Below are 22,043 nucleotides of genomic sequence, written 5' to 3'. Positions count from 1 at the left end.
TTGCATGAAAGGGATTAATCAGAAAAGGGGAGAGAGTTCGCGGCGGAACGAACAGAAAAACGTGCTGCACCAGCGTTAGCCACTGGTGCAGGTTGAGACAATGTTAAAACTCGCTCTTCGCAAAGCCGGTCATCTCTTTCAGACCCATTTCCCGGCCCAGCGCTGTCATCGGGTGCACCACCACCAGGCCGCGGACGCTTTTTTTCAGCTTGCCCATATCAGCCTGCTCTTTTTTAGTGATGGCGCGCTTAAACGGCATATTCATCAGCTTTTGCGCTTCTTTGCTGAGTTTCTGGCTGACCACGCCGTGCAGACGGGCGATTTCGGTTTCCAGAGTCTCTTTTTCTTTTTCCAGTTCGGCGTATTTATCTGCGTGCTCAACCAGCGACAGGCCTGCCTGCTGGTGGCGAATGGCGTCCAGACGATCGCTAAGACGTTTAATTTCGTTTTTTTCGACTTCTTTCATGATGATGACTCAAAACGGTGGGAATTAACTGCAAGGATACACTATTGTGCGCAGGCTTACTTCTGGAAGGCTTTTTTTAAGCTTACCCGGGAGATAAGCTCAGTCAGGGAGAGAACCATGGTGGAGCGGACGATCTGCTGGTAGCGCTGTTTCTGCATGGCGTTAAGCTCCGGATCGCCGCCTACGTCAAAAACCGGCGCGGGGGGCAGGGCGCTGACGCAATGCAACTCGCCAAACGGGCCGAGAATTTCATCATCCGTGAAGGCGTATTCGTTGCCGTCGTGATTCAATTCTTCACGCAGCGCCATTAATAACTCGCAGTCTTCATACTCGGCGCGGCTGATCACGCCAAGACCGTAGATGAGTTTTAATCGCACGGAAAGATCGCCCAGCGGGCCATCGCCGTCCAGCAGAGGTTCAACGGCGTATTTCACCGCGTAGTCATCTTTGCGGAAGACCTGAAGCACCAGGATATTAACCGCCTCGGTAAGCAATTCTACCGCGGCGATTAACAGGCTTCGGACGGTTTTGCCAGCATTCAGACGCTCAAGCACACGGTTTTCAAAGGCCTGTGTTTCTTCCATTTTTGCCTGCATATCTGACAATCTAAAAACGGGTGCGGGCTGCACCGCACCCGGACACATCATGGTTGCGCGTTGTACGCGTTAACTGCCGCCGCCACAACCTCGCTGTTGGCATCCAGACCGGCGATCTCAGCGAGCGTTGCCTGCGGGCCTTTCTCTGCCAGCATCTGCGCCAGCTCCTGAGCCTGCGGGTCCTGTTCGCTGCGATAGTGCATCGCGGCGGCAATCCCCAGCACCAGGTTGTCGTGCGGCAAACCGTATTCCAGCGTACCCAGCAGCGGCTTGATTAAACGGTCGCCCGCGCTCAACTTACGCAGCGGCTGGCGGCCTACGCGCTCTACGTCGTCTTTCAAATACGGGTTTTCAAAACGACCAAGGATTTTCTGGATATACGCCGCGTGTTTATCGGCATCAAAGCCGTAGCGCTTAATCAGCACCGCGCCGCTCTCGTCCATCGCGCCTTTCACCACGGCACGGATTTTCTCATCAAGAATGGCGTCGCGAATGGTCTGATGACCCGCCAGTTTTCCGAGGTACGCGGTTATAGCATGCCCGGTGTTAAGGGTGAAGAGTTTGCGCTCGACAAACGCCATTAAATTGTCGGTCAGCTCCATGCCCGGGATGGTCGGCAGATCGCCTTTAAACTGCGTTTTATCGACAATCCACTCGCTGAAGGTTTCTACCGTCACTTCCAGCGGATCGTGGGTGGCGGATTCGGAAGGCGGAACGATGCGGTCTACGGCGGAATCCACAAAGCCGACATGCTCATCCACCCACTCCTGATCGTCAGCCGCCAGTGCCGCCATCACATGGCCTTTGAGCTGGCTGGTGCCGCGCACCATGTTTTCACAGGCGATGATGTTCAGCGGGGCGGTGTTGCCGTTGGCTCTGCGCATCATCAGGCCTTTGGCGATGGCAGGCGCGATGCGCTCTAATACCACCGGGCCGACCGCCGTGGTGACTAAATCCACTTCAGAAATCAACGTAACCACATCGTCGCCAATGCTGCTGACCGCGTTCACGCCAGATACCGTGTCGACCTGTTCGTTTTCGCCGACGACGTGTACCTGATAGCTGTGACGCGCGTTCAACGCATCCAGCACGGTCTGGTTTACATCGGCGAAAGTGAGGCTGATACCCGCATCCGCGAGCAGTTTGCCGATGAAACCACGTCCAATATTACCTGCGCCAAAATGTAATGCTTTCATTGTCTGAACCTTCCTAAATTTGAATCACCCGAGAGGGTTGGGGTGAAGAGCCGAACGTCGTGCCCCTCACCCAAACCCTCTCCCGTGAAGGGAGAGGGAGAAGTGTTACGCTTTCTTACCGGCTAACAGGTCGAGAACTTCCTGAACGCTGGTGGTATTCGCCAGACGCTCAATTACGGTTTCATCATCCAGCGCGTTGGTCAGGCTGGTGATCACCTGGATGTGCTCGTTGTTGCGGGCCGCGATACCGATAACCAGACGGGCAATATCATCTTCTTCTTCGCCAAAACGCACGCCTTGCGGGTACTGGCAGAAGACAACACCGGTTTTCAGAACGCGATCTTTCGCTTCTACGGTGCCGTGCGGTACCGCGATGGACTCACCCAGATAGGTCGGGGTCAGTTTTTCACGATCCAGCATCGCCTCCACGTATTCCGGCTGCACGTAGCCGCCTTTTACTAACTGCTCGCCGGCAAAGCGAATCGCTTCTTCTTTGTGGCTCGCGGTACGGCCCAGGAAGATGTTTTCGGCGCTCAGCTTAAACAGGTGGCTATCGTTGGCGTCAAAGCTGTCCTGCAGGCTGGTGCGCACTTTCGCTTCGTTGTCAGTATGACGCTGCGCGGCAACCAGACGTTCAGTCAGGCTGGTGTACAGGCCGCTGTCCAGGAAGTTGGTCAGCGAAATGTGCTGCGCCTGCGGAGCCTGGCGCATTGCGCGCTCGGTCAGATCGCGGTGGGTGATCACCACATCCACATCAGACGGCAGGCTGTTAATCGCGCTGTTGGTCACGGAGATGTTGGTCAAACCCGCGTCCTGCACTTTCTTACGCAGCACGCCTGCACCCATGGCGCTGGAGCCCATACCGGCGTCGCAGGCCACGATGATTTTACGCACGTGGCTCAGGTCGTTGGTCACTTCGCCCGCAGACAGCGGATTCGCTACGCCTTTGGACTGCGCTTTCATATCCTGCATACGGCGGGTAGCGGCTTCGATGTCGTCTTCTTCTTTCACTTTGCTGGTTTTCAGCAGGATGGCTGCGATCACGAAAGAGACGCCCATTGCTGCGAAGATCGCCACCAGGTTAGCGAAGTAGGCCCCTTTCGGCGTCATGGCCAGCACCGCCAGGATAGAACCCGGAGAAGCCGGAGAAACCAGGCCGCCGTTCAGCACGCTCAGGCAGAACACACCGGTCATACCGCCGAAGATAACGGCGATCAGCAGACGCGGGTTCATCAGCACATACGGGAAGTAAATTTCGTGGATACCGCCCAGGAAGTGGATGATTGCCGCACCGCCCGCAGACTGCTTGGCGCTGCCACGGCCAAAGAACATGTACGCCAGCAGGATACCCATACCCGGGCCCGGGTTAGCTTCAATCAGGAAGAAAATAGACTTGCCGAGTTCATGAGACTGCTGAATACCCAGCGGCGAGAAGATGCCGTGGTTAATCGCGTTGTTCAGGAACAGAATTTTCGCCGGTTCAACGAAGATGGACGCCAGCGGCAACATCTCATGGACAACCATGAAGTTAACGCCTGCCGCCAGTGCTTTAGAGAGCACTTCTACCATCGGGCCAATGCCGAGGAACGCCAGAATCGCCAGGATCATACCGATGATGCCAGCGGAGAAGTTGTTCACCAGCATTTCAAAACCGGATTTGATCTTACCGTCAACCCAGTTGTCGAAATGTTTAATCGCCCAGCCGCCCAGCGGACCGGCAATCATTGCGCCGAGGAACATCGGCATATCCGCACCCACGATCACGCCCATGGTGGTGATCGCACCCACCACGCCGCCGCGGTCACCGCCAATCAAACGACCACCGGTATAACCGATTAACAGCGGCAGCAGATAGGTGATCATCGGACCGACCAGTTTCGCCAACGTTTCGTTCGGCAACCATCCGGTGGGAATAAACAGCGCCGTGATAATACCCCAGGCGATAAATGCGCCGATGTTTGGCATTACCATGTTACTTAGAAAACGACCAAAGCTTTGCACTCTGATCTTGATATCGGATGACATAAAACACCCCTTCTTATGTATTTACGCGCAGGCTTGCGGCCCGAGGTTTAGTGTGAACGTGGCGGCAGAGGTAGCCGGCTCAATGTCCTGGTGATGCGAAATCTGGCACTGAATCGTTCACCTGTCCAGTCGACGGAAAATAATGTGATTTAGATCTCCTTTTGCAGGGGGTAGGCCAGGTATATGGGGTGACGGAGATCACAAATACTCTGTGTAGAAAAAGAACAAAGGTAAAGAAAGCGCCGTTTTAGCGGGTTAAATGTGATAGTTATCACGTTTTGTCGCGGCTGGTTTGTTATTTGTTTGTGATGGTGATCACAATAAATTTTGACTCGGATTTAACTGAATGTGATCAACAGCAAACCTGACTATGGCATCAACGCAGCCTGTAACTTTGCGACATCCAGTGAGGGTCATCATCCTTCAGTATGATGCAAAGCGACCGTGGCTAAATTATTCTATTATTGAATTATCAAGCGGTACGGGCCTGCAATGGGCTACTTAATAACACTAAACCATGACAGCCAGATAACAGCGTTATCCCTCATTAAAACGCTGGCTGGCGTATTTCCACATCACGGATAACTAATGCTTTGTCCCTGATGCCCGACTGTGACGCGCGCGTCGGGTGGGTTTCTCGTGGGAGGCCGACATGTTTCTTAATTATTTCGCACTCGGTGTGTTAGTCGTGGTCTTTTTGGTGATTTTCTACGGGATAATCATTATTCATGACATTCCCTATGAAATAGCCAAAAAGCGTAATCATCCTCATGCGGACGCGATTCATGTCGCGGGCTGGGTCAGCCTGTTTACTCTGCATGTCATTTGGCCGTTCTTATGGATTTGGGCCACGCTTTACCGCCCCGAGCGTGGCTGGGGAATGCAGGATACTCAACGAATAGATGCGTTAAATCAGCGAATTATTGTGCTGGAAAACGAACTGGCGCGTCAGAAAACACTTCAAAAAACCAATGAAACGGGTGAATAATCATGGACCTACTTATTATTCTCACCTATGTCGCGCTGGCCTGGTTAATATTTAAAATCTTTAAAATACCCGTAAATAAATGGACCATCCCCACGGCAGCCCTGGGCGGCGTATTTTTGGTGGGTGCGTTAATTTTATTAATGAATTACAACCACCCTTATACGTTTACCGCGCAAAAAGCAGTGATCTCTATTCCCATCGTTCCCCAGGTCACGGGTGTGGTTGTTGACGTGACGCAAAAGCAAAACCAGCTCATTAAGAAAGGCGAGATGCTGTTTAAGCTCGACCCGACGCGCTATGAGGCCCGGTTAAGGAAATTGCAGGCGGATTTGGTTACCGCGGAAAACGCCACCAAAGTGCTGGAATCGCAATTGCAGGAAGCCGTAGCGATTACCGATCAGGCGACTGCCGAACGCGACAAATTCTTCAAAGATTATCAACGCTACTTGCGCGGCAGCCAGGCGAAGGTGAACCCGTTTTCCGAGCGGGATATTGATACCGCCCGCCAGCAATATCTGGCCCAGGAAGCGGTATTGAAAGCGTCGCTGGCCGATCAGCAGCAGATAAAAAGCCAGATTGACAGCCGGCTGTTTGGCGATCAGTCCGAAGTGGCCAGCCTGCGCGCTCAGGTCGCGGAAGCCACCTACAACCTGTCGCAAACCGTGGTGCGCGCCCCGGAAAATGGCTATGTCACTCAGGTTCTGGTACGACCCGGCACCTATGCGGCGGCGCTGCCGCTGCGCCCGGTGATGGTGTTTATCCCCGAGCAAAAACGCCAGGTGATTGCCGCATTCCGCCAGAACTCGCTGCTGCGCCTGCAACCCGGTGATGACGCGGAGGTGGTGTTTAACGCGCTGCCGGGGCAGGTGTTCCACGGCAAGCTGGCAATGATCAGCCCGATTGTCCCCACCGGCGCGTATCAGTCGCAGGGCACGCTGCAAACGCTCAACATTACGCCCGGCGGCGACGGGGTGATCGCGACGATTATCCTCGACCCCAGCGAAGATATCGATGCCTTGCCGGACGGTATCTACGCCCAGGTTGCCGTCTATTCCCAGCATTTCACCCATGTTTCCGTGATGCGCAAAGTGCTGCTGAGGATGACCAGCTGGATGCACTATCTCTACCTTGATCACTAATCCACAAAACGGGACGGCAAGTTGCTTTGCTGTCCTGCCATTTCGCCTGAACTGCGCCATACTTAACGCTTTATTGGCGTTTATCCAGGGAGTCAGTCATGAAGCTTGTCGGTAGCTATACCAGTCCGTTTGTACGCAAGATTTCGATCATCATGCTGGAGAAGGGGATCACGTTTGAGTTTGTCAACGATGCCCCGTATGAAGCGCAGAACAAAATCATCCAGTACAACCCGCTGGGCAAAGTGCCCGCGCTGGTGACCGACGACGGAGAGGTGTGGTTTAACTCTCCTATTATCGTGGAGTACCTGGAACTGCTGGGTATCGCCCCGGCGTTGTTACCGCGCGATCCCATGGCCTCGTTAAAAGTGCGCCAGATTGAAGCTCTGGCTGACGGTATTATGGATGCGGGGCTGGTCTCGGTGCGCGAGCAGGCTCGCCCGGCTGCGCAACAGTCTGAGACCGAGCTGCTGCGCCAGCGCGAAAAAATCAGCCGCAGCCTGGATACCCTGGAACATTACGTGGCGGACGGCACGCTGAAAGCCGATGAATTGAATGTCGCCACCATTGCCGTGGCTTGCGCCATTGGTTATCTCAATTTCCGCCGGGTATCGCCGGGCTGGTGCGTGGATCGCCCGAAGCTGGTGAAACTGGTGGAAACCCTGTTCCAGCGCGAGAGTTTTGCCCGTACTGAACCGCCAACGGCATGATCTCCTCCTGTGACAGGGGGTATTGCCCCCTGTACACTGATGGGCATTTTCCACAACCCATTCAGCGCCATGACCACAGAAAACCGTTCGCTCTATAGCCAGATCCCCTCCACGGACAGCCTGCTGCGGGATGCGGCTTTTCAACCGTTACTTGCACACTGGGGCCATACCCAGGTTGCCGATACGCTGCGCCAGCTGCAGGACGAGGCCCGGCACAGCGTGCGGGAATGCCATGCGTTGCCGGGCTGGTGCCAGCACTGGGCTGCTGCCTGTGAAAGCCGGTTAACAGCCGCCACGCAAAGTGCGTATCGCGCGGTGTTCAATCTCACCGGCACCGTCCTGCATACCAACCTGGGGCGCGCGTTACAGTCAGAAAGCGCCATCGAGGCCGTGACGAAAGTGATGCGGTCGGCGGTCACCCTGGAATACGATCTGGACGATGCCGGACGCGGTCACCGCGACCGGGCGCTGGCCCAGCTGTTGTGCGAGATTACCGGCGCGGAAGACGCCTGCATTGTTAATAATAACGCCGCCGCCGTATTGCTGATGCTGGCAGCCTGTTCCGCTGGCAAAGAGGTCGTGGTATCACGCGGCGAACTGGTGGAGATCGGTGGCGCATTCCGGATTCCGGATGTGATGCGCCAGGCGGGTTGCCAACTGGTGGAAGTCGGCACCACCAACCGCACGCATCCTGCGGACTACCAGCAGGCGATAGGTGAAAACACCGCCTTGCTGATGAAAGTTCACACCAGTAATTACCATATTGAAGGCTTTACCCGGGCCATCAGCGAAGCCGAACTGGTGCAACTGGCCGATCCGCTCGGCGTGCCGGTGGTGTCGGATTTAGGCAGCGGCTCGCTGGTGGATTTAAGCCGTTACGGCTTGCCCAAAGAACCGATGGTGCAGGAGCTGATTGCCGCTGGCGTCAGCCTGGTGAGCTTTTCCGGCGATAAACTGCTGGGCGGGCCGCAGGCGGGCATTATCGTTGGTAAAAAAGCGCTAATCGACCGCGTGCAGCGCCACCCGTTAAAACGCGCGCTGAGGGCGGATAAAATGACGCTCGCCGCGCTGGAAGCCACGCTGCGCCTGTATCAACATCCGGAAGCGCTCGAACAACAGCTTCCCACGCTGCGGCTGCTGACCCGCGATGCCGGGTCGATCCACCAGCAGGCGCAGCGCCTGCTCCCCGGTTTGCAGCAGCGTTTTGGCGATGCGTTCGACGTTGCCATCATGCCGTGTCAGTCGCAAATCGGCAGTGGCTCGTTGCCGGTGGATCGCCTGCCCAGCGCGGCGATAACCTTTACGCCTCGCGATGGACGCGGCGGCACGGCGGAAAAACTGGCTTGCGAGCTGCGCAATTTAACCACGCCAGTGATTGGCCGCATTTATGATGGACGGGTATGGCTGGATTTACGTTGCCTTGCCGATGAAGCGCGCTTTATGGAGATGTTGACCAAATGATTATTGCCACCGCAGGACATGTTGACCACGGTAAAACCACGCTGTTGCAGGCGCTGACCGGCGTAAACGCCGACCGTTTGCCGGAAGAGAAACAGCGCGGCATGACCATTGATTTGGGCTACGCCTACTGGCCGCAGGAAGATGGCCGGGTGATCGGTTTTATCGACGTGCCGGGCCATGAAAAATTCCTCGCCAACATGCTGGCGGGCGTAGGGGGGATCGACCATGCGCTGCTGGTGGTGGCGTGTGATGACGGCGTGATGGCGCAAACCGAAGAGCATTTAACCCTGCTGCAACTGGCCGGACGCCCCACGCTCACCGTGGTGTTGACCAAAGCGGATAGGGTCGACGATGCGCGCGTTAATGAGGTAAAAACCGAGGTGGAAAACCTGCTGGCGCGTATGAACTGGCCCGCGGCGGCGCTGTTTGTCACCGCCGCCACCCAGGCCCAGGGCATTGACGCGCTACGCCAACATATCCGGGAGCTGCAACCGCAGGCGCACCCGGTCGAGCACCGTTTTCGCCTGGCGATTGACCGGGCGTTTACCGTCAAAGGCGCGGGCCTGGTGGTGACCGGCACGGCGCTAAGCGGCGAAGTCAACGTCGGAGACACGCTGTGGCTGACGGGCGTTGATAAACCGATGCGGGTGCGCGGTTTACACGCGCAAAATACCGACACTCAACAGGCGCGCGCCGGGCAGCGCATTGCGTTAAATATCAGCGGCGACGCTCAAAAAGAGCAGATTAGCCGTGGCAACTGGCTGCTTTCCGCCGCGCCGCGCCATCTTTGCGATCGGGTGATTGTCGAGACGCATGCCCTGGCCGCGTTCCAGCAGTGGCAACCGCTGCATATCCATCACGCCGCCAGCCATATCACCGGGCGTATTTCCCTGCTCGACGAGCGCTTCGCCGAGCTGGTACTGGATACTCCCCTGTGGCTGTGCGACAACGATCGGGTGATTTTGCGCGATATCAGCGCCAGGCATACCCTGGGCGGCGGGAGAGTGCTATTGACCGATCCGCCGCGGCGCGGCAAGCGCCAGAGTGAATTTCTCGACTGGCTGGCGCGTCTCGCTGATGTACAGGACGATGCCGGGGCGTTGACGCTGCATCTTGAGCGCGGCGCAGTATCACTGCCGGATTTCGCCTGGCATCGTCAACTGACGCCACAGGGCCTGGCGGCGTTATTAAACCGGCCCGAGCGGCTACAGGCAGGCGAGCATTTACTGAGTGCCGAAGTGGCGGCGCGCTGGCAGCGTAAGCTGCTGGATACCCTCAGCTACTATCACGACCAGCATAGCGATGAACCGGGGCCGGGGCGCGAACGCCTGCGGCGTATGGCGCTGCCTTCGCAGGAGGAGCCGCTGGTGCTGGCGCTGATTGAGAAGATGCGCGAGACGGGGTTGATTGTCAGCTATCAGGGCTGGCTGCATTTACCGGGGCATCAGGCGGGCTTTACGCCCGAACAGCAGCAACGCTGGGATAGCATCGCCGGACTGTTTGGCGACGACCCGTGGTGGGTTCGCGATCTGGCCCGTGAAACCGGCACCGATGAGCAGGAGATGCGTAAATTTCTGCGTCAGGCGGCGTTACAGGGGCTGATTACCGCGATCGTAAAAGATCGTTATTACCGTAACGATCGGATTGTGATGTTCGCTGACCTGATCCGCCGCCTGGACAGTGAAAAGGGATCCACCCAGGCGGCGGATTTCCGTGACAGCCTGAACGTCGGCAGGAAACTGGCGATTCAAATTCTGGAGTACTTCGACCGTATCGGTTTCACTCGCCGTCGCGGTAATGAGCATTTATTACGGGATGCGGCGTTATTCGGCCATCGATAATGACGTGCTGGCGGAGCGAGGTATATATTTATGTATATGCCTCGCTTCAATTCATTATAATTAATAATAAATAACTTCTCATTTTCTATTAATTGCTATTTGTGGTGCCTTTTATTGTTGCTTTTTATTATCTGACGCTTTCTTTTTGAATTTCGCGGGTATATTACGGAAAAAGTTTTTAAATCCACCAAGGAAGAAAATGATGACATCCGTATTTTATATTCCTGCCGTCAATGTTATTGGCACGAACTCGTTAAATGATGCGTTAAATACTGCCCGCGATTATGGTTATAAAAGCGCGCTCATCGTCACCGATATTATGTTGGCAAAACTCGGCATGGCGGAGCAGCTCCAGCAAGCGCTGGCGGAACGCAATATCAAAAGTATTGTATTCGACGAAACCCATCCCAATCCGACCAGGGCTAATGTGCAAGCCGGTGTGGCGATGTTGCGCGCGAATTATTGTGATTGTGTGATTTCACTGGGCGGCGGTTCCCCGCATGATTGTGCAAAAGGGATTGCTCTGGTTGCCGCTAATGGCGGTGATATAGGGGATTACGAAGGCGTCGATCGCTCCTCTAAACCACAACTGCCGATGATTGCCATTAATACCACGGCGGGCACAGCGTCAGAAATGACCCGCTTCTGCATTATTACCGACGAGCAGCGCCATATAAAAATGGCGATTGTTGATAAACATGTGACGCCAGTGATGTCGGTTAACGATCCGGCCTTGATGATGGGGATGCCGAAATCCCTGACGGCAGCAACCGGTATGGATGCGTTAACCCATGCTATTGAAGCCTATGTTTCTACTGCCGCCACGCCAATTACCGATGCGTGCGCGCTAAAAGCAATTACCATGATTGCCAAAAATTTGCCGGTTGCCGTTGATGAAGGCGATAACATGGTTGCGCGTGAAGCCATGGCGTATGCGCAATTTATGGCGGGTATGGCCTTTAATAACGCCTCGCTCGGCTACGTTCACGCGATGGCGCACCAGCTCGGCGGCTTCTACGATCTGCCGCATGGCGTATGTAACGCCATCCTGCTGCCGCACGTTGAGCAGTTCAACAGCCGCGTAGCCGCCGCGCGTTTACGCGATTGCGCCGAGGCGATGGGGGTGGATGTCAGCGGCATGAGCGTACAGCAAGGCGCGCAGGCCTGCATTGAAGCCATTCGCCAACTGGCCAAACGGGTCAATATTCCGGCTGGGCTGCGCGACCTGCACGTCAAAGAGCAGGATTTCGCGACGCTCGCCACCAATGCGCTGAAAGACGCCTGCGGTTTGACCAATCCCATTCAGGCGTCACATGAAGAGATTGTGGCTATCTACCAGGCGGCATTTTAATTATTCGCCGTGACGCTCGCGCCCTCATTTGCGGGGCGCGATTTTTCTTTTCGCCTGCCATACCGCGCCGAGTCGCCCAGCCTGATTACCCAGTTGGCAGGGTTGGATCGGAACCTGCAAGTCATCCCATAGCTCAAAGGTCTCCAGATGACGCTTTAATAGCTGGAACACTTTCTCTTCTTCGCTGATTCCGCCGCCAATTAATACTACCTGCGGGTCAAACATTGAGATCACGCTATAGACGCCACGCGCCAGGTTGCGCGCCCATGCATTAATCGCTTCGCGTAAATGCACGTCGCTATCCATGCGTTCAAACAGTTCTTTGCCGTGGGGCATTTCATCCACGGACAACGCCAGCGCCTGGCGGCAGGCTTCCATTAGCCCGCTGGCGGACGCCACTTCATGCATGCACTCGCCGTTGTTGCCCACCGGGATCACGCCAAACTCCCCGGCGCGGTAGTGGGAGCCCCGGTAAAGCTCTCTGTCGAGAATAATCCCGCCACCGATACCCGTGCCAACAGTGATGCACACAAAGTTTTCAAAATCTCTGCCCGCGCCGCGCCACAGCTCGCCCAGCGCCGCGCAGTTGGCGTCGTTCTCCACGATGGCTGGCAAATCGGTCAGTTCGCCGAACAGTTCCAGCAGATTAACGCCATCCAGATAGTCCAGCGCGCCCGCTTTTGCGGCTTCTCCGGTGTGCGCATTGATATGCCCCGGAAAACTTACGCCAATACCGGTAATGTCGTGCTCTTTTTGATATGCCTCAACCACTTCCTGCCATTTTTTGCGGAACGTTTGCTCGTCTTCCGGCGTGTCGTACTCATCGGAAGTCAGTTCATTCCCTTCTTCATCCATCACGCCATGTTTGATGTGTGTCCCACCTACATCGAAGCCAATGAAATGCTGCATATGATTTTCCTTTCAGAGAGGCATACGATTAATTATGGCTGAGGCCCGCCAGCGGAGTGTAAATAAAGGTAATGGTTTAAAAACAGCAGGCTAGCCAGGATTTATCAGCAAACGATAAGCAGCGAGTGAAAACTGTCCGCTTTACCCGCCAGGATCAAAGAGAGTGGCAGGGGTTTTCTGGCAATCTGGCTCTTTTAGGGTCTGATGGAGTGGGAAATGAACCGCTTTATTGTTGCCGAAGCGAATAAATGTATTGGTTGCCGTACTTGTGAAGTGGCCTGTGTCGTCTCGCATCAGGCCGCGCAGGATTGCTCAGTGGTCAGCCCGGAAGCCTTTCAACCGCGTATTCGGGTGGTCAAGACCGGTATGCTGTCTACTGCCGCAGTATGCCGCCAGTGTGAAGACGCGCCGTGCGGCGCGGTGTGTCCCACCCAGGCGATTTCCCGCCGTGGGGATTTTGTTGATGTGGATCAGGCGCGCTGCATCGGCTGCAAAACCTGTATGGTGGCATGCCCTTACGGGGCGATGGAGGTGGTTACCGTCGCCGCGCATCAGGTGCAGGCGCTGAAGTGCGATTTATGCTGGCATCGGGACGCGGGCCCGGCGTGCGTCGAGGCGTGCCCAACATCGGCTCTGCGCTGTATGGACCCGAAACAGCTTGAGCAAATCAGCGCGGATAAACGCCGCCGGGCGGCGGCGTGGTAAGCCGTTATGCGCTGGCCTCTTGCCAGGCGAGCGCAATCTCTTCCGCCAGGATTTTCACCCCCGCCTCGATTTTTTCCAGCTTCGGCACATAGTTCATACGCATACACTGGTGGGTATGGGGCCACGGCTTATCAAGACCCGGAAAGAAGTAATCCCCCGGCACCATCAATACGCCGCGTTTTTTCAGGCGTTGATACAGCAGCTCGGTAGTAATCGGCAAATCTTTAAACCACAGCCACAGAAAAATCGCGCCTTCCGGTTTGTGGATCAAGCAACGCTCTTCCGGTAAATAGCGACGAATAACGGCAATCGTTTCCTGAACGCGCTGCTGATAAAACGGCTTGATCACCGTTTCAGACAGGCGCAGCAGGTCTTTACGCTTAATCATTTCACAGGCGATAGCAGGGCCGATGCCACCGGGCGCCAGGCTGATAATGCCGTTCATATTGCTGACGGCGGAGATGATCTTTTCATTGGCGATAATAATTCCGCAGCGGCTGCCCGGCAGGCCCAGTTTTGACAGGCTCATGCACAGAACTATATTCGGGTTCCACAGCGGGCGCGCTTCAGAAAAGATAATGCCCGGGAAGGGGACGCCATAAGCGTTATCAATGACCAGCGGGATGCCGTGCTGGTTGGCGAGAGCGTCCAGCTTCATCAACTCGTCATCGGTGATCACATTGCCGGTCGGGTTGGTGGGGCGCGAGACACAGATCATCGCGGTTTCCTCACCAATATGCAGATGCTCGAAATCCACGTGATATTTAAACTGGCCTTCCGGCAACAGTTCAATATTCGGACGCGCCGAGACGAAAAGCTCCTCCTCCAGGCCGGAATCCGCGTAGCCGATATATTCCGGCGCCAGTGGGAACAACGCTTTTTTAGTCGAGCCGTCCGCCTGACGACCTGCAAACAGGTTAAACAAGTAGAAAAACGCGCTCTGGCTGCCGTTTGTTAGCGCAATATTCTGTGGTTCGATATCCCAACCAAATTCTTCGCGTAGCATACCGGCGAGCGCGTCCAGCAGTTCGCTTTTACCCTGTGGGCCATCATAATTACAAAGCGCTTCAGTGACTTTGCCGGTTTCCAGCATCTCACCCAGGAGTTTCTGGAAATAGTCATTCATCTCCGGGATTTGCGCCGGGTTCCCACCGCCCAGCATGATTGCGCCAGGAGTACGTAACCCGTCGTTAAGGTCTTCCATCAGGCGCGTAATGCCTGCATGGCGGGTGAATTTGTCGCCGAAAAGAGAAAAAGTCATAGCCGTCTTGATATCGAATACTTATAAAAGAGGCTCACGATAACGCTACCTGTTCACCGGCGCAAACAGGCCAGTCCAGACAAGTATTGCCGATTATGCCAGACATGCGCGATATTCTGGCATAACCTGCTGCTGCATCACTTTTGCGGTTGACCTGCCCAGATCACCATCACCGTGTCGTCGCCCTGAACACGGCTAAAACCGTAGATCTTGTCATCGCTCAGCGGGATGTGTTTCCCTTCACCAATCGCCGGGTGGCGAGCGCGGAACTGAGCGATTTTCTGCCAGTGCGCCAGCGTCGCGGCCTGCGCACCTTCAACGTCCTGCCAGTTCATCGACGAACGGGTTCCTTGAAGCGGATCGGAACCGGTGGGGCCAAACGGGCGCGCCGTCTCGTCACCGTAAAAGATTTGCACCGCGCCGGGCGCTAACAGTAACAGCTCCGCCGCGCGGGTACCGCCTTCACGGAATAACCGGGTATCGTGCGAAGAGAGATAGCTTAAGACGTTAAACTGCTGAAGTTTGTCCGCCATCTGTTGCCAGATAGGGTCAATATTCGCCAGGCAATCCACCGCACCCGCCGCCTGTTCCTGATAATCAAAATTGATCATCGCGTCAAAGCCGTTACGGTAGTAATCGCTCTGCATGACGCCATGCCCCCAGGCTTCGCCAGTCATCCAGAAAGGCGCGTCGTCCAGCTTTTTATCTGGATTAGCGGCCTTCCATTCCCGCAGCGCGTCGTTGGCCTGATTTTTTAATTGCTGCCAGGCACCCATTTCAACATGCTTTGCAGTATCGACCCGGAAACCGTCAATGCCATAGTCACGCACCCACTGGCTGAGCCACTGGGTCAGATAATCACGCGGCGTAAAATTGGGGCGCTCTTTGGCCCGGGTGTCAGGTTTCTGGCTATAGAAATTCGGTAATCCGGTCGGCGTGATGGATTCGGTTTTCAAATCCGGTAGAAACGCCAGCGACATGGTGAGGTCGTCAAAGCCGGGGCTGTCGTAGTCGCCAATATCGGTACGGATCCAGTTTTTACCCCACCATTTCTCCCAGGCGGCTTTATCGCTGAAGTTGATGTAGTCATTAAAACTGTGCCAGCTCTGACCCGGGCCGGGTTTCCAGTCAGTCCAGTTCTCACCGAGGGTTTTGGTGATTTCATCGCCTTTCAGATACAGCGCGCCAAACTGGTATTGCTGCATATCCGCCAGGGTAGCGTAACCAGCGTGGTTCATAACGATATCAAAAAGAACGCGGATACCGCGCTGATGCGCGCCGTCAACCAGCTTCTGGAGATCGTCGCGGGTGCCCATATTGGCGTCGAGCGTGGTCCAGTCCTGGGTGTAATAACCGTGATAGGCATAGTGCGGGAAATCGCCTTTCGTGCCACCGCCGACCCAGCCGTGGATCTGTTCAAAGGGGGCGCTTATCCATAACGCGTTTACGCCAAGCGCCTGCAAGTAATCCAGTTTTTGCGCCAGACCCTGCAAATCGCCGCCGTGGAAGGTGCCGATCTCCTCCATGCCATCCTTGTGCCGCCCGTAGCTATTGTCATTATCGGGATTGCCGTTTTCGAAGCGGTCGGTCAGCACAAAATAGACGGTGGCGTTATGCCAGCTAAAGGGCGCTTTATCGCTCGTTTCTTCTGCTTCCAGCAGTAGCAACCCATTACTGCTTGCCGCCGGCATCAGGGTAATTTTGCCGTCGGTGACGGTCGCACTGTTGCCGCTGTAAAAATCGCGTACCTGTGAACCCTCTTCAAAGCGATCGTTAACCGAAACGGTCACCGGGCTGCCGTCCCATTTCGGGCACTGGCGAACCGCTGTCGCGACGGTTTGCGGTTCATCCTGTTTCACGCTCAGCATCAGGGTGGGCGTGCCCGAGCGGGTATCAATCTGCACGTGATAATTGCCGCTGCGGAACAACCGCCACTCAGGCGCGTCGCCCGTGCAGGGCGTAAGCGACAGCATCTGGTTTAATTTAATTGCTCCGCCTGGCTGCCAGCATTGTTCACCCTGGGTTAAGCGCAGGGGACGCTCACCTTTTTCCAGTGGGCCCTGGGCGCTAAAGACGCCGGGGCTTTGTTCTTCAAAAGCAGGGAGATCAGGCAGGCTCCACTGTGCGAACGCAGCACCAGGCAGCAGTAGCAGAACTAACAATGTTTTCTTCATCAGGCGGCTCACTCAAGGGTTTTGACTATTCTGGCAAAAATTTCGCCAGCGGGTCTCATCCTTGTTTCAGGGTTGCGAGGAGGAATCCACAGGATGAGTGAGCCATCTCTCATTTTTGCTTTTTTCTGCGATAAGCGTCAGATAAATCATTATTTTTGACTACGATAAGAAGGTCGTACGTGACAAGGTTTCGGATTTGTATTATTTCTTTTACTGCTCTTGAAGGTTATTTTTGGTAAGATTTGAGATTCGGTTCACAAATTTTTCTCATGAATAAGGTGTTGGAATGCGTTTATCCGACCAGGAGACCTAATGATATCGACTCGATTACGAACAATCGGGGCGGCGATACTCATCTTTTTCACCTATGCAGTTTCAGGTGAAGTGCTGGCAAAACAGCACACGACGAGTCACACAGCTCAGATTAAGAAAACCAGCGGTAAGCATCAGGCAAGCAGTAAGAAAGAGTATTCTCGCAATAGTGAAATAAGCGGTTCACTTCCTGATTTGCGAAAATACCCTTCCGGGACCCCAAGAAAAAAAGCGTTTCTCCGGACAGTCATGCCTTACATTACCAGCCAAAACGCGGTGATTACTGCGGAACGTAACTGGCTTATCTCTAAACAGTACGACGGGCGCTGGTCGCCGAGCGAACGTGCGCGCCTGAAGAAAATTGCCCAAAACTACGACGTAAAGTGGAACGGAAATACTAAGCGTATTCCGTGGAACACTTTGCTGGAGCGCGTAGACATTATCCCAACCAGTATGGTGGCGACGATGGCGGCGGCAGAGAGTGGTTGGGGGACGTCAAAACTGGCCCGTAGCAATAACAACCTTTTCGGCATGAAGTGTGCGAAAAGCCACTGCAACAGCGGGACAGGTAAAGTGAAAGGCTATTCGCACTTTGATTCTGTGAAAGAGTCTGTGTCGGCGTACGTGAACAATCTGAATACCCATCCGGCGTACTCATCGTTCCGTAAATCGCGTGCGCAGCTGCGAAAAGCGGATCAGGAGCTGACGGCGAGCAACATGATCCACAAGCTCCGGGGCTACTCCACCAAAGGACAGAGCTATAACAATTACCTGTTTGCCATGTATCAGGATAACCAGCGGCTGCTGGCGGCGAATATGTAATTCACCATTACGAACCGACAAAACCCGGCTAATCAGGCCGGGTTTTTTGTTGCCTAACGGGAAAACTCGCTATGCCGTTCACGGTAATCTTTCGGCGTAGCGTCGTACTCTTTTTTGAACACCGAATAGAAATACTGCAGTGACGGATAACCACAGATTTGCGAAATCTCGTTAATAGACAGCGAAGTTGATATCAGCAGGCTGCGGGCTTTGTGAAGTTTTTCTGCGTGCAGTACAGCGTGAATGGTCTCGCCAACCTCTTCTTTAAAACGCTTCTCAAGATTGGAGCGCGACATGCCGATGGCATCCAGCACCTGCTCAACTTTGATCCCCTTACAGGCGTGATTACGGATGTAATGCATCGCCTGAATCACTGCCGGATCGTGCAGAGAACGGTAATCCGTGGACTGGCGCTCAACCACTTTTACCGGCGGCACCAGCAAGCGTTGCAGCGGCAGGGTTTCATTGGCTAACAGGCGATGGAGTAGCTTCGCCGCCTGATACCCCATCTGGCGGGTGCCCTGCGCCACCGACGACAGCGCCACCCGTGACAGATAGCGCGTCAACTCTTCGTTATCGATACCAATCACGCAAATCTTCTCCGGCACCGGAATATGTAAATGCTCGCAGACTTGTAAAACGTGGCGCGCGCGGGCGTCGGTTACCGCGATAATACCGGTTTGCGGCGGCAGGGTCTGCAGCCAGTCCGCCAGCCGGTTCTGGGCGTGCTGCCAGTTATCTGGCGCAGTTTCCAGGCCCTGATACACCACGCCACGGTATTTCTCCTGGGCGACAAGCTGGCAAAACGCATGTTCACGTTCCGCCGCCCAGCGTTTGCCGCTGGATGCAGGCAAGCCATAGAAGGCAAAGCGGTGTACGCCTTTTTCTTTTAAATGGAGAAAGGCCTGTTCGACCAGCGCGTGGTTATCGGTAGCGATGTAATGAACCGGAGGATAGTGCTCAGGCTGATGATAAGAGCCACCCACGCCGACAATCGGCACGTTAACATCCGCCAGCAGGTGCTCGATCTCCTTATCATCAAAATCGGCGATAACGCCGTCACCTAACCACTCTTTAATATTATCGATACGCGCCCGGAAATCCTCTTCAATAAAAATATCCCAGCTCGATTGGGTCGCCTGAAGATATTCTCCTACACCCTCAACAACTTGCCGGTCGTAGGCTTTGTTTGCGTTAAACAGCAAAGTAATGCGGTGACGTTTTTCAAACATGACGTAGCCCTGACAGTTCTTCCCTTTCCTGAATAGCATAAATGACAAGATGCCGGAGATTTTACGCTCCGGCAGTGCGATCGGTTACGCAGTTTATTAGCCGCGTCGCTTGGTTGCAGAATCCATCCAGACAGCCAGCAGCAGAATCGCGCCTTTAACGATGTATTGCCAGAAAGTCGGCACGTCCATCATGCTCATGCCGTTATCCAGCGAGGCCATGATAAATGCGCCCATCACCGCGCCGGCAACGCTGCCGATACCGCCCGCCAGACTGGTGCCACCGATCACGCAGGCGGCGATAGCATCCAGCTCGGCAATGTTGCCGGCCGAAGGCGAGCCTGCGCCGAGCCGTGAACTTAATATCAACCCGGCAATCGCCACCATCAGGCCGTTAATGGCAAACACCGCCAGTTTGGTGCGCTCGACGTTAATCCCGGACAAACGCGCCGCTTCGATGTTGCCGCCAATGGCGTAAATGCGGCGACCAAAGGCGGTACGCGTTGCCATAAACATGCCGCCGAGCAGTAAAAACGCCAGGATCAGAACCGGAGTCGGCACACCGCGATAGTCGTTAAGCAGCCAGATTGCCCCCAGCACGATCACGGCGATTAACGCCTGTTTGCCCACCGTACCACTGGCGGCGTTAACCGGCAGCCCTAATGCCTGGCGGCGTACCCGGCCACGCCATTGCCACGCCATAAACGCCATCAGCCCGAGCGTGCCCACGACAAATCCAATACCGTTAGACAGATAGCTTTGACCGATTTGCGACATCGCATTACTGGTCGGCGAAACGGTCGTCCCGTTGGTGATGCCGATCAAGATGCCGCGAAACGCCAGCATGCCCGCAAGGGTAACGATAAACGACGGTACTTTACGATAGGCGACCCACCAACCGTTCCAGGTGCCAAGCAGCAGGCCGAGCGCCAGCGTGACCACCACGGTCAGCGGCAACGGCCAGCCCAGCCAGACGTCGAATATCGCCGCCGCGCCGCCCAGCAGCCCCATCATCGAGCCGACCGACAGGTCGATTTCCGCCGAGATAATCACGAACACCATGCCTACCGCCAGGATGCCGGTAATGGCGGTCTGGCGCAGCAGGTTCGAGACGTTACGCGCGCTGAGATACGCGCCTTCGGTCATAAAGGTAAAAAACAGCATAATCACGATGATGGCGGCGATCATGACAAACACTTGTAAGTTAAGCGCTTTCAGGCCACCGGGTGTTTTCGCCAGCGGAGCAGCGAGTTTTATTTCAGACAGGTTGCTTTTCGACATGGGGTTCGCTCCTCAGGGCCGCTTCCATTACCTGCTCCTGGGTCAGGTTTTGGTTGATCAGATTGGCTTTCAGACGTCCTTCATGCATCACCAGCACCCGATCGCTCAGGCCGAGCACTTCTGGTAATTCTGAAGATATAACGATGACGGCGATGCCTTGTTGCACCAGTTGGTTAATCAGCTTGTAGATTTCGTATTTGGCACCGATATCGATGCCCCTGGTCGGTTCATCGAGGATCAGAATGCGCGGATTGAGCAGCAGGCAACGGGCCAGAATGGCTTTTTGCTGGTTCCCGCCGCTTAACCGGCCAATCGCCAGTTCCGGTGATGACGTTTTCACCTTCAGCCGGGCGATGGACTGCAAAATGCACTGCTGTTCCGCCGCATCATCCAGGGTACTTACCGGGCCGGTAAAATCGCGTAATGAGGCCAGGGTGATATTTTTCCCCACTGCCATGACCGGCACGATGCCGTCTTTTTTGCGGTCTTCCGGTACCATCGCGATGCCGTGGGCAATGGCCTGCTGGCAGTTTTTAATCGAGACCGGTGCGCCATCGATAATAATGTTGCCCTCCCAGCGCCCAGGCCAGACGCCGAACAGGCATTGCACCGCTTCGGTCCTGCCTGCGCCGACCAGGCCAGCAATGCCGAGGATTTCCCCGCGCCGCAGGCTGAACGAGATATCGTTAACGCGTTTAATATGGCGATTCACCGGATGCCAGGCGGTCAGATTCTCCACGCGCAAAATTTCATCATGAATCTGATGCGGCTCGTTGGGGTAAAGCGAGGTTAACTCGCGGCCCACCATCATGGTGATAATGTCGCTTTCACTCATCTGCCCGGCATCGCGGGTGCCGATATGCTGACCGTCGCGGATCACGCAGATGGTGTTGGATATGGCTTTGACTTCGTTCAGCTTGTGGGAAATATAGATGCAGGCGATGCCGTGGTTTTGCAGATCGCGAATAATATTCAGCAGTACCGTGGTTTCCTGCTCGGTCAGCGAGGCCGTCGGTTCATCGAGGATCAGCAGCCGCACCTGTTTATTCAGCGCCTTGGCAATTTCGACCAGTTGCTGGTGACCAAGACCTAAATCCCCCACACGAGTATCAGGCGACAGATTCAGGTTCACTTGCGCCAGCAGCTTTTGGCAGCGCAACGTCATGGCGTCGTAATCCATCACGCCGTGGCGGGTGATTTCCGCGCCCAGAAAAATGTTTTCCAGAATGGTGAGGTGTTTAACCAGCGCCAGCTCCTGGTGAATGATCGCGATGCCTTTGCGTTCGGTATCGCGGATATGGCTCGCTTCGAGTTTTTCGCCGGCGAACCAGATTTCGCCGTCAAAACTGCCATGCGGATAAATGCCGCATAACACTTTCATTAATGTGGATTTACCGGAGCCGTTTTCTCCGCACAGAGAAAGCACTTCGCCTGCGTTGACGTTCAGGCTGACGTTATCCACCGCTTTCACAGCACCAAAGGCTTTGGTGATGTTTTTCATCTCGAGTAAGTAAGGCATGCCAACCCCGTTGTTCACGGTTGAATTCAGGCCGATAGCGCCCGCAAAGGCTGCGGGCGCC

Annotated in this window: 18 protein-coding genes; 8 read left to right on the top strand and 10 right to left on the bottom strand. The window is 55.2% G+C overall.

Annotated features, from left to right (window positions below; translation table 11 throughout):
- Nucleotides 1–103: 103 nt before the first annotated feature.
- From FHW74_RS11905 to FHW74_RS11890, 4 genes are all read right to left on the bottom strand, one after another.
- Nucleotides 104–466 carry a YibL family ribosome-associated protein gene (locus FHW74_RS11905; protein ID WP_183170635.1) on the bottom strand — a complete coding sequence of 121 codons (363 nt, stop codon included), beginning with the start codon at nucleotides 464–466 and terminating at the stop codon, nucleotides 104–106.
- A gap of 56 nt (nucleotides 467–522) precedes the next feature.
- Entirely contained in the window at nucleotides 523–1,113 is a 591-nt protein-coding gene (mtlR, locus tag FHW74_RS11900; protein WP_183170634.1) for a mannitol operon repressor MtlR, read from the bottom strand.
- Nucleotides 1,110–2,258, bottom strand: coding sequence for a mannitol-1-phosphate 5-dehydrogenase (mtlD, locus tag FHW74_RS11895; protein WP_183170633.1), 1,149 nt, complete (start codon nucleotides 2,256–2,258; stop codon nucleotides 1,110–1,112). The genes mtlR and mtlD overlap by 4 nt, the downstream gene beginning before the upstream one ends.
- Nucleotides 2,259–2,363: 105 nt before the next feature.
- On the bottom strand, nucleotides 2,364–4,283 hold the full coding sequence (locus FHW74_RS11890; protein ID WP_183170632.1) for a PTS mannitol transporter subunit IICBA: 1,920 nt from the start codon (nucleotides 4,281–4,283) through the stop codon (nucleotides 2,364–2,366).
- Nucleotides 4,284–4,935: 652 nt separating this feature from the next.
- Between FHW74_RS11890 and FHW74_RS11885 the strand changes: the two genes are divergently transcribed.
- The 6 genes from FHW74_RS11885 (at nucleotide 4,936) to yiaY (ending at nucleotide 11,770) form a co-directional block, all read left to right on the top strand.
- Entirely contained in the window at nucleotides 4,936–5,271 is a 336-nt protein-coding gene (locus FHW74_RS11885) for a DUF3302 domain-containing protein (RefSeq protein WP_183170631.1), read from the top strand.
- 2 nt (nucleotides 5,272–5,273) lie between these two features.
- On the top strand, nucleotides 5,274–6,410 hold the full coding sequence (locus FHW74_RS11880) for an HlyD family secretion protein (protein WP_183170630.1): 1,137 nt from the start codon (nucleotides 5,274–5,276) through the stop codon (nucleotides 6,408–6,410).
- 98 nt (nucleotides 6,411–6,508) lie between these two features.
- The gene (locus FHW74_RS11875; RefSeq protein WP_183170629.1) at nucleotides 6,509–7,117 is read left to right on the top strand and encodes a glutathione S-transferase; all 609 of its coding nucleotides are present in this window, start codon (nucleotides 6,509–6,511) and stop codon (nucleotides 7,115–7,117) included.
- 69 nt (nucleotides 7,118–7,186) lie between these two features.
- On the top strand, nucleotides 7,187–8,578 hold the full coding sequence (gene selA / locus FHW74_RS11870) for an L-seryl-tRNA(Sec) selenium transferase (RefSeq protein ID WP_183170745.1): 1,392 nt from the start codon (nucleotides 7,187–7,189) through the stop codon (nucleotides 8,576–8,578).
- Entirely contained in the window at nucleotides 8,575–10,419 is a 1,845-nt protein-coding gene (gene selB, locus FHW74_RS11865) for a selenocysteine-specific translation elongation factor (protein WP_183170628.1), read from the top strand. The genes selA and selB overlap by 4 nt, the downstream gene beginning before the upstream one ends.
- A 199-nt stretch (nucleotides 10,420–10,618) precedes the next feature.
- Nucleotides 10,619–11,770: an L-threonine dehydrogenase gene (gene yiaY, locus FHW74_RS11860; RefSeq protein ID WP_183170627.1), complete on the top strand. Its 1,152-nt coding sequence runs from the start codon at nucleotides 10,619–10,621 to the stop codon at nucleotides 11,768–11,770.
- Between the two features lie 24 nt (nucleotides 11,771–11,794).
- On the opposite strand, the gene FHW74_RS11855 is transcribed toward yiaY, so the two are convergent.
- On the bottom strand, nucleotides 11,795–12,679 hold the full coding sequence (locus tag FHW74_RS11855; protein WP_183170626.1) for an ROK family protein: 885 nt from the start codon (nucleotides 12,677–12,679) through the stop codon (nucleotides 11,795–11,797).
- Between the two features lie 216 nt (nucleotides 12,680–12,895).
- Here FHW74_RS11855 and FHW74_RS11850 point away from each other — a divergent pair, with 216 nt between their 5' ends.
- On the top strand, nucleotides 12,896–13,384 hold the full coding sequence (locus FHW74_RS11850; RefSeq protein WP_183170625.1) for a 4Fe-4S dicluster domain-containing protein: 489 nt from the start codon (nucleotides 12,896–12,898) through the stop codon (nucleotides 13,382–13,384).
- A gap of 4 nt (nucleotides 13,385–13,388) precedes the next feature.
- Here the strand turns inward: FHW74_RS11850 and avtA are convergent, their stop codons facing one another.
- Nucleotides 13,389–14,645, bottom strand: coding sequence for a valine--pyruvate transaminase (gene avtA / locus FHW74_RS11845; RefSeq protein WP_183170624.1), 1,257 nt, complete (start codon nucleotides 14,643–14,645; stop codon nucleotides 13,389–13,391).
- 137 nt (nucleotides 14,646–14,782) lie between these two features.
- A complete protein-coding gene (locus FHW74_RS11840; protein ID WP_183170623.1) occupies nucleotides 14,783–16,819 on the bottom strand; it encodes an alpha-amylase in 2,037 nt (678 codons plus the stop codon).
- A 312-nt stretch (nucleotides 16,820–17,131) separates the two neighbouring features.
- Here FHW74_RS11840 and FHW74_RS11835 point away from each other — a divergent pair, with 312 nt between their 5' ends.
- A complete protein-coding gene (locus tag FHW74_RS11835) occupies nucleotides 17,132–17,953 on the top strand; it encodes a protein bax (RefSeq protein ID WP_183170622.1) in 822 nt (273 codons plus the stop codon).
- 53 nt (nucleotides 17,954–18,006) lie between these two features.
- Here the strand turns inward: FHW74_RS11835 and xylR are convergent, their stop codons facing one another.
- From xylR to FHW74_RS11820, 3 genes are all read right to left on the bottom strand, one after another.
- Nucleotides 18,007–19,185 (bottom strand): D-xylose utilization transcriptional activator XylR, encoded by a 1,179-nt coding sequence (gene xylR / locus FHW74_RS11830; RefSeq protein ID WP_183170621.1) that lies wholly within the window; start codon nucleotides 19,183–19,185, stop codon nucleotides 18,007–18,009.
- A 96-nt stretch (nucleotides 19,186–19,281) separates the two neighbouring features.
- Complete coding sequence (gene xylH / locus FHW74_RS11825; RefSeq protein ID WP_183170620.1) at nucleotides 19,282–20,463, bottom strand: xylose ABC transporter permease XylH; 1,182 nt, start codon at nucleotides 20,461–20,463, stop codon at nucleotides 19,282–19,284.
- The gene (locus tag FHW74_RS11820; RefSeq protein WP_183170619.1) at nucleotides 20,441–21,982 is read right to left on the bottom strand and encodes a xylose ABC transporter ATP-binding protein; all 1,542 of its coding nucleotides are present in this window, start codon (nucleotides 21,980–21,982) and stop codon (nucleotides 20,441–20,443) included. The genes xylH and FHW74_RS11820 overlap by 23 nt, the downstream gene beginning before the upstream one ends.
- Nucleotides 21,983–22,043 lie beyond the last annotated feature (61 nt).

The sequence above is a fragment of the Atlantibacter sp. RC6 genome, from assembly GCF_014193285.1.
Taxonomy (GTDB): domain Bacteria; phylum Pseudomonadota; class Gammaproteobacteria; order Enterobacterales; family Enterobacteriaceae; genus Atlantibacter.
The sequence above is the reverse complement of the archived record's forward strand: the minus strand, read 5'-3'. Positions and strand labels throughout refer to the sequence as shown.

Excerpts from the sequence above, each read along its gene's own strand:
- FHW74_RS11905 (WP_183170635.1), bottom strand. The coding sequence starts at position 466 with ATGAAAGAAGTCGAAAAAAACGAAATTAAACGTCTTAGCGATCGTCTG.
- mtlR (WP_183170634.1), bottom strand. The coding sequence starts at position 1,113 with ATGATGTGTCCGGGTGCGGTGCAGCCCGCACCCGTTTTTAGATTGTCA.
- mtlD (WP_183170633.1), bottom strand. The coding sequence starts at position 2,258 with ATGAAAGCATTACATTTTGGCGCAGGTAATATTGGACGTGGTTTCATC.
- FHW74_RS11890 (WP_183170632.1), bottom strand. The coding sequence starts at position 4,283 with ATGTCATCCGATATCAAGATCAGAGTGCAAAGCTTTGGTCGTTTTCTA.
- FHW74_RS11885 (WP_183170631.1), top strand. The coding sequence starts at position 4,936 with ATGTTTCTTAATTATTTCGCACTCGGTGTGTTAGTCGTGGTCTTTTTG.
- FHW74_RS11880 (WP_183170630.1), top strand. The coding sequence starts at position 5,274 with ATGGACCTACTTATTATTCTCACCTATGTCGCGCTGGCCTGGTTAATA.
- FHW74_RS11875 (WP_183170629.1), top strand. The coding sequence starts at position 6,509 with ATGAAGCTTGTCGGTAGCTATACCAGTCCGTTTGTACGCAAGATTTCG.
- selA (WP_183170745.1), top strand. The coding sequence starts at position 7,187 with ATGACCACAGAAAACCGTTCGCTCTATAGCCAGATCCCCTCCACGGAC.
- selB (WP_183170628.1), top strand. The coding sequence starts at position 8,575 with ATGATTATTGCCACCGCAGGACATGTTGACCACGGTAAAACCACGCTG.
- yiaY (WP_183170627.1), top strand. The coding sequence starts at position 10,619 with ATGATGACATCCGTATTTTATATTCCTGCCGTCAATGTTATTGGCACG.
- FHW74_RS11855 (WP_183170626.1), bottom strand. The coding sequence starts at position 12,679 with ATGCAGCATTTCATTGGCTTCGATGTAGGTGGGACACACATCAAACAT.
- FHW74_RS11850 (WP_183170625.1), top strand. The coding sequence starts at position 12,896 with ATGAACCGCTTTATTGTTGCCGAAGCGAATAAATGTATTGGTTGCCGT.
- avtA (WP_183170624.1), bottom strand. The coding sequence starts at position 14,645 with ATGACTTTTTCTCTTTTCGGCGACAAATTCACCCGCCATGCAGGCATT.
- FHW74_RS11840 (WP_183170623.1), bottom strand. The coding sequence starts at position 16,819 with ATGAAGAAAACATTGTTAGTTCTGCTACTGCTGCCTGGTGCTGCGTTC.
- FHW74_RS11835 (WP_183170622.1), top strand. The coding sequence starts at position 17,132 with ATGATATCGACTCGATTACGAACAATCGGGGCGGCGATACTCATCTTT.
- xylR (WP_183170621.1), bottom strand. The coding sequence starts at position 19,185 with ATGTTTGAAAAACGTCACCGCATTACTTTGCTGTTTAACGCAAACAAA.
- xylH (WP_183170620.1), bottom strand. The coding sequence starts at position 20,463 with ATGTCGAAAAGCAACCTGTCTGAAATAAAACTCGCTGCTCCGCTGGCG.
- FHW74_RS11820 (WP_183170619.1), bottom strand. The coding sequence starts at position 21,982 with ATGCCTTACTTACTCGAGATGAAAAACATCACCAAAGCCTTTGGTGCT.